This is a genomic window from Methylobacterium sp. E-025 (assembly GCF_022829705.1).
Lineage (GTDB): Bacteria > Pseudomonadota > Alphaproteobacteria > Rhizobiales > Beijerinckiaceae > Methylobacterium.
This window is the reverse complement of the sequence record NZ_JAKSYR010000198.1, coordinates 1-1,519: the sequence shown is the minus strand read 5'-3', so window position 1 is coordinate 1,519 and position 1,519 is coordinate 1. Positions and strand designations below refer to the sequence as shown.

Sequence of the window (1,519 nt, the reverse complement as noted above, 5' to 3'; positions counted from 1 at the left end):
CAGGATTTTTCGCATCGTCCAAACAGGCGGACGACCGCACGAGGCCGGCTCCGGCATCAGCGGCGCGATCACGGCCCACTCGCCATCCGTCAAGTCGGTTTCGTAGCGCAGGTTGGCGCGGCGATGCTGCCGGCGAGTGGTCGGGGTCCACATGGCACTTCCAGGTCAGGCTTCGGCACCCTTCTGGAATCACCGCCATCCCGGCCACTCAACCCCTGCCGGACATTATCGGACGGGCTCTAAGAAAAACTGCGGCATAATGACACCCTTTCGAATGCAACTTAATAGCGGCTTAATTAGTAACTACGCGGACAAATCCCGAGAATCTCATTGAGAAAGTCATATGACTGGATTAGGTGTATACGTTGGTAATTCACCTAGTGACGTGGATCATTTCGAGAACTGGCTTGGAAAGCCAGTCGATTTTGTGGAAATGTTTTTAAATCAAAACAGCTGGGCTGAGTTTGACAGCTCAATACCTTGGGCCACCAGTCTCTGGAAAAATGCCATCCGAGACGTTCATTGGTCTGTTCCTCTTACGACCTGGTACGACGGGAACCTTGATAGCGCTGCACTGGGCGCTTATAACGATCATTACCTGAAGGCCGCTCAAGCCATAGCGGACTCATCGTACGGCGACGGACCGATTTATATCAGGACCGGCTGGGAGATGAATGGCACATGGTTCCCCTGGTCGGCGCAGGGGCACGAACAATCTTACATCGGCGCATGGCAGCAGTTCGTAGACACTTTTCGTTCCGTTTCGGACCGCTTCAAGTTCGAGTGGACGCCGAACGTCGGCAATGACTGGTTTCAGCATCCTGCGGATGCTTATCCCGGCGACAAATACGTCGATGTCATCGGGATGGATTTCTACTGGAACAACACTTGGATGGGAACCGACCCGGCCCAGGTTTGGGATTGGATGGTCAATCAGTCCGGTGGTCTGCAATGGCAGGCAGACTTCGCAGCGGCACACGGCAAGCCCATCGCCTACTCGGAATGGGGCGCCAATTCACCGGACGCCGCCCTATACTTCGATAAAGCCGCAGCGTGGTTCGCGCAGCATAAGGCGCTGTATCAGAGCTACTGGAACTATGGAGACGACGGCTACAGCAGTCGGCTCGACACGGGATTGTATCCCGCGGCTGACGCAGCCTTCATCAAGGATTTCGGTGGGCCTGTAGGGGCGACCACACCGAGTCAAGTCCCGCTCTCCACTCTGGTTGTCAACGACACGACCGACCACGTCGTCAACGCTGTCGAAGCGAAGGCTGTAACTTTCCGCGTCGCCAGCCTCGGCCTGACCGAGACGGCGGTCGCCACCTTCACGGACGGGACCTACGTCAAGACGGCGACGATCGCAGCCAACGGCCTTGGTGCAGTCGACCTGTCGGGTTTCAACGGCTCGGTTGGGTCCAGCCTCGTGGTCACAGGTTCGGATGGAACCACCAGGTCAGTCACCGGCACGACCATCGTGGCCGATACCGTCGCGCCGCTCGCCAAGGCGAGCCTCGTC

The 1,519-nt window shown here is 57.5% G+C and carries 2 protein-coding genes; one reads left to right on the top strand and one right to left on the bottom strand.

Annotated elements, in window-relative coordinates:
* Nucleotides 1–153 (bottom strand): transposase (locus MKK64_RS27475; protein ID WP_243937727.1); only part of this gene is annotated, 153 nt, incomplete at its 3' end.
* A 232-nt stretch (nucleotides 154–385) separates the two neighbouring features.
* Here MKK64_RS27475 and MKK64_RS27470 point away from each other — a divergent pair.
* Nucleotides 386–1,519, top strand: a 1,134-nt coding sequence (locus MKK64_RS27470) for a glycoside hydrolase family 26 protein (RefSeq protein ID WP_243938908.1), incomplete at its 3' end; no start/stop codon positions are given.